General features: G+C 40.9%; 3 protein-coding genes. 2 read left to right on the forward strand and 1 reads right to left on the reverse strand.

What is annotated here, in order from left to right; all coding sequences use genetic code 11:
- Nucleotides 1-386: 386 nt before the first annotated feature.
- A complete protein-coding gene (locus PVK70_RS18290; RefSeq protein WP_165367247.1) occupies nucleotides 387-3,785 on the reverse strand; it encodes an Ig-like domain-containing protein in 3,399 nt (1,132 codons plus the stop codon).
- A 615-nt stretch (nucleotides 3,786-4,400) separates the two neighbouring features.
- Here PVK70_RS18290 and PVK70_RS18295 point away from each other — a divergent pair.
- Together PVK70_RS18295 and hsdR are read left to right on the forward strand one after the other, a co-directional pair.
- Nucleotides 4,401-5,351, forward strand: a complete 951-nt coding sequence (locus PVK70_RS18295; protein ID WP_130049377.1) for a hypothetical protein — start codon at nucleotides 4,401-4,403, stop codon at nucleotides 5,349-5,351.
- A gap of 205 nt (nucleotides 5,352-5,556) precedes the next feature.
- A partial coding sequence (hsdR, locus tag PVK70_RS18300; protein ID WP_130049376.1) for a type I restriction-modification system endonuclease occupies nucleotides 5,557-8,602 on the forward strand: 3,046 nt, incomplete at its 3' end.

The raw sequence follows: 8,602 nt of genomic DNA on the forward strand, positions 1-8,602 counted from the left end.
TTCCTCAAGAGATTGTTTCTGTTTTAAAATTCCAATTTATTGAAAATGAAACGCTTAATAGCGTGTTTTTTTGTATCTGTTACTTTTTATAAAACTAATACCATTCTGGATAAGTAGTTGTTCAGATAATTGCGTAGGAAAAATCGATTATAGCAAGGCATAAATTACAGTAACTAGTGGATCTAATTACACCTAATTTTTGCAATAGAAAGGTATAACGCTGATATAATCGATTTTAACAAGCAAGAATGATCAAATACTTATGCAGATTGGTATTATTTACTGTGATTTGATATTAAACAAAAAAAAGAACCCCACTTCGAAAAGTAGGGTTCTTATTCATTTAGATATGTTAGATAACGAATTATCTAGATAACGTAACCAAATTATTGTGGGTTTAGACCTAGTTGCTCTAGAACCAGTTTAAAGTTAGCACGACGTTCTTTAACGTTATGAACTTCACCAGTAGAACACACTAAATCAGGACAACCACGGTTTACGATACCAGATACATCATCGATAAACTCAGTGCCTTTCATACCGCTATCAACATACTTCTTAAGCTCGTTGTGGTAGTTCCAGTTACCGTATTGACCAGACTCATCAGGGTATGCTTGTACTGAAGTAACCCAGTAGAATAGACCTGCAATCCACTTGATTTCTTTATTCTCTTCAGAGCTACAAATTAAGCCTGGGTTTGAACAGAAATCTAACTCAGCGTATAACGGGTTCTCTGGTGGCGCTTCAACAACAACACCATCAATTGTTTTACCAATTGTCTCAGGGTCAACGTGTGAACGACCTAAGTAGTGGTTAAGTGTACCGAAGTTTTGACGACCAGTAGTTTGAATTACACCACGGCCCCACCAACCACAACCTTCAACATCAGCTTGGCTGCTGCCATCCCAAATAAAGCTACCTGCTTTTTGGTCTACGTATGTTTGACAAGTGTTACGTTCCCATACTTGCTTAGATGTATCTACAGAAGTAGGTACGTCATTACAGTGACCGCTGTTAGTCCAACGACCAACACTACCGTTAACAAGCAAACCACGCTCTTCTAGTACTGCATTTGGAGCAGCAAATACTGGAGCTGGAGCACCGTACCATTTAGCGTGAGTTAGTGCACTTACTTCCATTTTGTTATCACGAGGACAAGAGTAAGCGTGATCCAAACCAGACTCAGGGTTTACACCGTAATCTGCATATTTTTGACCAAGTTGACCACAGCTTGCAGACATTGGGTAATCTGTCGCTGCACCGTATCTAATTTCAGCCCAGTTGTTCTCATCACATGCGTTGTAACGAATCGTTTCTTGCATACTCTGTGCTAAGAACGCAGCAATCGCTACTTTCGCGTATTTGATGTTAGTTGCATCATCAACGTTTTCATCTAGTAGCCAGAACTTGTTACCAGCAACACCAACATTATGCATTGCGTTCAGACCAGTCATGAAGTCAGTCCACTTATAAACAGTAGACGGAACCCATTGTGATTGAGGCGTTTCGTACAAGAATGCAGTGTTGTTCATTGTATCTTCAGCGTCAGCCAATTCACGGTTTAACGCATCAATGATAGTTAATTGGCCATTTTCTGTTGATTCACCAACATAGTACAGTGGCATTTTAGCTTTTTTGTATTCTTCGATTTCAGCAGTTAGTTTTGCTGTATCTTTATCAAATACGATAGCAAATACGTTGCTGAATGCAGCTTTACGCACTTGTGGTTTGCTTGCATTATCACCCATGAAATAAGCAGAAGCTTGATCTGTAGGGATATTGTTTAGCATTACAGGTGTTTTAACAAAATCAGAAACTTGCTTAACGTACTCTAGAGCATTATGCCATTGGTCGCTAGTTAGAGCTGCTGTTGAGCTTGACTTAGTGAACGCAATGAAATCAGCTTTAGTTGCAACATCTGCTTTGAACAACTCTAGCTTGTCTAGTAGATCAGCGCTGTAGTTAGATGCTTTATCCCAAACAGATTGTCTGCCAGAGTGAGTATCAAACGCGAAATCACCAATGCTTAGAGACCAACCGTAGTTTGCTTCTGGTGCTAGCGTAGAGATGATTAGGTGGTGCGCATTAGCCCAGCCTTTCAAGTCATTGCTAAGCGCGTTGATGTCATCAATGTCAATCTTGTTGCCAGTGATATCCATCGCTTTAGTTAGCGCTTCTTTAACCGCAATGCTGTTTGAAGATAATGCTTTATCTTGCGTTGCTTGATCAAGAACATCAGTGTTGATGATGATTGATGCAGAGCCAGCTTGTGCAGCTTCATTAATGATAGATACAAACGTACTTGTTAGCTTCTCTAAATCAGCTAAATCAGCGTTGTTGCTTGCTTCAATTGTTAGCATTGCTGGTGCCGCAGACGATGGGCTAGCAATAACTAACGTGTTTGGCCAACCAGCAACTTCTAGACGAACTGGGTCCATTGGGTTTGGTAGAGAAAGAAGCGGTGCTGTACCAGGTTCTGTACCATCACAATTTAGGTGAAGTGCCCATGTATCATCGCTACCAGGAACTGATGCAGTCCAGTAGTTCGCAGAGTATGCGATGTTCTTGTTAACCATAATGTCACCACCAGTTGCGTGATCACCACGTGTCCAGTCTGGGTAAACATTAAAGTCTTTACATAAGTCGCCTGGTGGAGTTACAGGTGGCTCAACTGGCGGCTCAACCACATCTTCTTCAACAGTGATTTTTACACTTGCTGTAGATGAAAGATCTTGAGCATCAGTAGCGATCGCTTTCAGTGTAACATTACCTGCTTGAGTCGGCTGAAAATCACACGCAAACGTGTTGGTATTAGCCGCGTCAAATGAACAGATTTCTTTGTTGTTTGCGGTAACAACCAGTGTCGTTAAATCGTTATCTGCATCTGTTGCATTAACAGAGATAGCAACGCTTTCAGTTACGTTGATTGCAGAGCCATTAGTTGGCGTAACAAATTTAACAACAGGTGCAACGAAATCTTCAGTTACTTCTGCTTCTACAACAACAGATACTGATTTTTGTTCGATTTTTTGGTTATTTTTATCGAATACAAATACGTTAACTACCGCATTACCAGCTTCAACCGGAGTCCAAGCGTGAGAGTACTGAGTGTTGTTCTCGTTAACTGCTTTTTCAGCTAGTTTTGTGTTGTTTACCCAAAACTCAACTTTAGCAGCTTGGTTACCATCAACATGTGCACTGATAGCAATCGTTTCATTTGCCTGAATAACTTGACCAGCTGTTGGTGCAAGAATAGACAGTTCAGTTTCTTCTGGTTCAGGCTCAGGATCAGGATTAACTGGTTCGTCAGAACATTCTGTTAGTGACCAGAACCATGAGCTTGCACTTGGCGTTTCCCAAACACCTGGGTTGTTTTGAGCGATAAAACACTGGTTCTCGTATGAAACCACATCGCCATTTGCTACCTGAGTTTTACCCGGGATAAATGGAATAATATCGCCTAAATCAGGATCTGGAGTTGGTTCAGGATCTGGTGTCGGTTCTGGGTCTGGCGTTGGTTCAGGATCTGGATCTGGAGTTGGTTCGCCTGAGCATACAGCGATATCCCAGAACCATGAATCTGCGGTTGGAGATTCCCACACACCAGGGTTGTTTTTAGCAACAAAACAGTCGCCATTAAAAGAAACCATATCTCCATTTTGAACTTTTGTCTCACCTGGAACAAAAGTAACAATGTTAGACGTTAAATTTACATCAGCGGCGTATAGATACCCACTGAACATAACGCTAGTAATAGCGGCTGTTATTTTATTTATTTTTCTCACTGCTTTTTCTTCTTTTTATTTATCTTAATCTAGATAAATTTATTAATTATTAAAAGTGTACGATGGATAGATTGTTTTATTACTTATGTTAAATAAAGGTTAACTTCCAATCGCGATAATTAGATGAAAACCTTCAATCGACCCATAAAAAATTCACATATCAATATTAAACTGATAGCTGGGCTGAATTTTCCTGCATTTTAACCAGAAGAAATTTTAAGGATATCTTAAAGCATCAAAAGTGTGATCTTGCTTCTACTTTGACTATTGGAATTGAGTTTATAATATGTTAGGTGTCCGTTTTTTGACGCGTAAAGTCAGTTTTTGTTGTTATTTTGACTTTTTATCAGTAGTTTTTCTTAAATGTCAAACCTCTAATGTGTATATTTTTGTATTAAAAAGTAAACTTATATTTCAAAAATGAGATGTAAATAAAGAGAGGTATTGCGTTAGAGCTTCTTTTTATAAATGGAAGCTGATTTAAAGTGTACATTGTAAGATTAATGATCTTGTTGTTTTGTATTCAACATTTCACAAGCTTATAAACTGCATCGTATTCATCTTGCCAACTACTATACCTCTCAACGAAACGACATTACTTTGAGAGGCAGCATCATGTGCAAACAAACCAACTACAGCAAATACCAAAAACGCGTCATTAAATTTTTGAATGATCTGCTCGGTACCGATACGCCATTCACTTATGAAAGAGCCAAAAATAACCACTTAAAAGTATTGATTGAAGGCATCCCCAAGCCAATTTACACCGGCTCAACGCCATCCGATTGCAAATCAATTAATAACTTCATGGCAGAAGTAAAGAGAGAGCTCAAAGCCAGCAAAAATGAGGCAGAGAAAACGCCACAACAAGAAAAACGTAAACTAGTCAGCCTGCTCAAGCAATCGAACGACAAATTAATTCAGAACTGCGTGAAATCATTAAGAACACGTATTAGTGCATTAAAAACGCAAGAAGAAGCGAGTGTACTTGAGAACCAGTGCATTAATGGCATCAACCTGAAGCGTATCGAGACAGTAAAGCAATCAGTATTACTTGCCTTACAAGCGCGAAAACAAGGCGTATACCTCAAACCCAAAGAGTTGAAAAGCATTGAAGGGGTAGTGCACAACCATCTTAATTTCATGTTGCCAAGCATGGCTTATTATGCCGAGTTATTAGACAGTAAATTAAGACGCAAACAGGCAGAGAAACAACCGACGCAAATTGAATCCTTAACTAGCAACGTCATAAGTTTGGAGGATAAAACCCAGCACGCCCCGATAAAAGAGGCGAAAAAATTGGCTAAAAAACCAAAACAACCAGTGAGTAATAAAAATATGAATACAAAAAACAGTAATTCAGCCACTGAGTTGATGGCTATGTCGGCTAACAATCGCGTTAGTCTGTTACGCAACTTAACCAAAGCTCAAGCGCTAATGTTAATTGATGATATTAACCAAGCCATGGCAGCAAACCGAGAAGAGGATATCGAAGCCGTAATCGCATTGATTCGAGATAAAGATCTACCGCTAGAGGCGATCATCTCACGCATGGAAGCCGCGTAAAACTAAGCATAAACAAAGAGCATTTCGGTGCTCTTTTTTATTATCTTCTAAATATAAGAATCAATCAGTCATTTCTCCTATCTATGTCATCGTTTTATTTTTGAAAATCTGTTATAAAGCCACATACTAAAAATTCTAGATAAGCACTGGGACACCACACCATTACCTAAAATAAAACGTGGTTTACCAAACGGTTAGGTTGCATATGCAAAAATCAAATTTTGAGTTTCTAAAAGGCGTCAATGACTTCTTATATGCCATCGCGCGAGCGGCAGAGAATAACTTTCCAGATGACCCAAATACCACCTTAGTGAAAGTGCGTATTTTTGGAGAAGCAACCGCAAAGCACCTTGCAAAATTACTGGATATTGAAGCGCCAGATAATCAGCATGAGCTACTGCGTGAGCTAGGTAAAATTCCATTTGTTGACGACAGCATTCTTACTGTATTTCATAAGCTGCGTAAAATTGGCAACAAAGCCGTTCATGAATACCATAATGATTTGCAAGATGCTGAAATGTGCTTGCGTTTGGCATTCCGTCTTGCCATCTGGTATTACCGCCTAGTCACCAAACAATTTGATTTCGCGGTGCCTGTTTTCATTCTGCCAAGCTCAGAAAACAAAGCCCAATTTGAACAAGAAATGCACTTATTAAAACAAGAGTTATTGCTTGTTCGTCAAGGTGAAGCGCAAACCAAAGCAGAAGTCGCTGCACAAAATGCCAAACTGACGGCATTAACTGGCTATATCTCAGTGCTAGAAAGTAAACAAGAAGAAACCCAAGGCCAAACCCAAGAACGCATCGCCGCGCTTGAGGCACAACTGCAACGTAAAGACGAAGAAATTGCCAAGAAAACAGAAGCAGAGCGCAAAGCGTACAAAAAGCAGATCACTGAGCAAGCCGCTTCACGCTCGTTGGATCTCAGCGAAAGTGAAAGTCGCTACCTTATAGATAACCAACTGCGAAAAGCAGGGTGGGATGCCGACAGCAAATTACTTAGCTTCGCTAACGGTACTCGGCCACAAATCGGTCGAAATATAGCGATTGCCGAGTGGCCAACAGGCAAAGATGAAACGGGTAAAACAGGCTTTGCCGATTACGTTCTATTCATTGGTCTAAAGGCCATTGGGGTTATTGAAGCAAAAAAAGCCAATAAAGACGTCGTGGCAAAATTGAGTGAGGCTTATCGCTACAGCAAATATTTTGATAACGACTTTTTGCGTAATGAATTACAGCACGCCGCTAATGATCAAACCGCACTCGATCTAATTGCCGAGTCATTACCAACCTATTTACCAACATGGTCTGACTCATCCAGTTCAGATCCGTATAAAATTCCATTCTGTTTTTCTGCTAACGGTCGTGCTTATCGCTCAGCAATAAAAACCAAAAGTGGAATTTGGTATCGTGACGTTCGTCATGCCACAAATATGCCAAAAGCCCTACCAGAATGGCACAGCCCAGAAGAGCTACTTGCCAAACTAGAGAGCGATAACCAACACAATAACCGTTGGTTTAGTGATAATGGCGATATGAGCGATCTCGGTTTGCGTTATTACCAAGAAGAAGCCGTAAAAGCCACAGAAGAGGCGATAACCAAAGGCCAACAAGACATTTTGCTCGCCATGGCAACAGGCACAGGTAAAACACGTACTGCCATTGCCCTAATGTATCGTTTAATTCAATCACAACGATTCAAGCGCGTGCTGTTTTTGGTAGACAGAACCTCATTGGGTAAACAAGCGTTAGGTTCGTTTGAAGACACCAACATCAAAGGCGACACGTTTAATAGCATTTTTAATGTAAAAGGGTTAACCGACCGTTTCCCTGAAGACAGCACCAAGATCCACGTAGCAACGGTTCAATCACTGGTAAAACGCACACTGCAAAGTGACGAGACCATGCCTGTTGGCCGTTACGATTGCATTATTATTGATGAAGCGCACCGAGGGTATATTCTTGATAAAGAGCAGACCGAAGGTGAAGAAAAATTCCGTAATGAGTTAGATTTCATATCCTCATATCGCCGCATTATCGATCATTTTGATGCAGTGAAAATTGCACTAACCGCAACGCCTGCACTGCATACCATTGATATCTTTGGTGGCGATAAGAAGCAGCCAGTGTACCGTTACAGCTATCGAAAAGCCGTGATTGATGGCTTCCTAACCGATCAAGAGCCGCCAATCCGCATCATCACCAAATTGAGTGACGGTGGCGTGTATTTATCGCAAGGCAGCGAAGTTCAGCGTTTATCAAACCAAGGCGAGTTAATTAACGACACCTTAAATGATGAACAAGGCTTTGAGGTTGCTGACTTTAACCGAGCCTTAATCGCCTCCAACTTCAATAAAGTGGTATGCGAAGAGTTAGTGCATCATATTGACCCAACCAGCCCGCAAAAAACCTTAGTCTTTTGTGTGAACAACACCCATGCCGATGCGGTGGTGGAAGAGCTGCGCACCGCGTTTAAAGCCAAATACCCACAACTAGAGCACGATGCAATCATAAAAATCACGGGCGATTCAGATAAAGACGCCAATAAAGTGCAATCGATGATCACCCGTTTTAATAAAGAACGCCTACCTAATATTGTGGTTACGGTCGATTTATTAACCACAGGCATCGACATCCCAAGTATTTGTAATATCGTCTTTATGCGTAAAGTACGCAGCCGTATCTTGTATGAACAAATGAAAGGCCGAGCTACGCGTCTGTGTCCAGAAGTAGGTAAAACCTCATTTAAGATTTTCGATGCGGTTGACTTATATTCTACCCTGCAAAGCGTTGATACCATGCGTCCAGTGGTGGTTCGTCCAACGGTGGATCTACAAACCTTAGTCAACGAAATTACCGATTCAGAAACCTATAAAACCATAGAGGCAGACGGACGCAGTTTTGCCGAGCACAGCCATGAGCAGTTGATAGCTAAATTGCAACGCATCACCAGTCATGCTCATTTTAACCGTGATAAATCCAAAGAGATCGAAGCACACATCAAACGCTTTGATGAATTGTGTATCGACAACGCAGGGTGTGACTTCTTAGGGCTTGCCAAAACGCTCAAAGAAAAAGGGCCAAAATGGTCAGCGGAGATCTTCAATGCTTTGCCAAACATGGTAGGGCGTTTAGAACAATTGAAACTAGACATTAATGAACTGCGTGACATGCCGATCTTCACAGATATAGAAGATGCGGTGATCAAAGTGGAAACCCTGTATGGCGAGCACAAAAACGCTGACGATTTTT

It is taken from the genome of Aliivibrio sp. A6, from assembly GCF_028765505.1.
Lineage (GTDB): Bacteria > Pseudomonadota > Gammaproteobacteria > Enterobacterales > Vibrionaceae > Aliivibrio > Aliivibrio finisterrensis_A.

What these genes read in the sequence shown, in the direction of transcription:
- PVK70_RS18295 (WP_130049377.1), top strand. Translation starts at nt 4,401, where the DNA reads ATGTGCAAACAAACCAACTACAGCAAATACCAAAAACGCGTCATTAAA.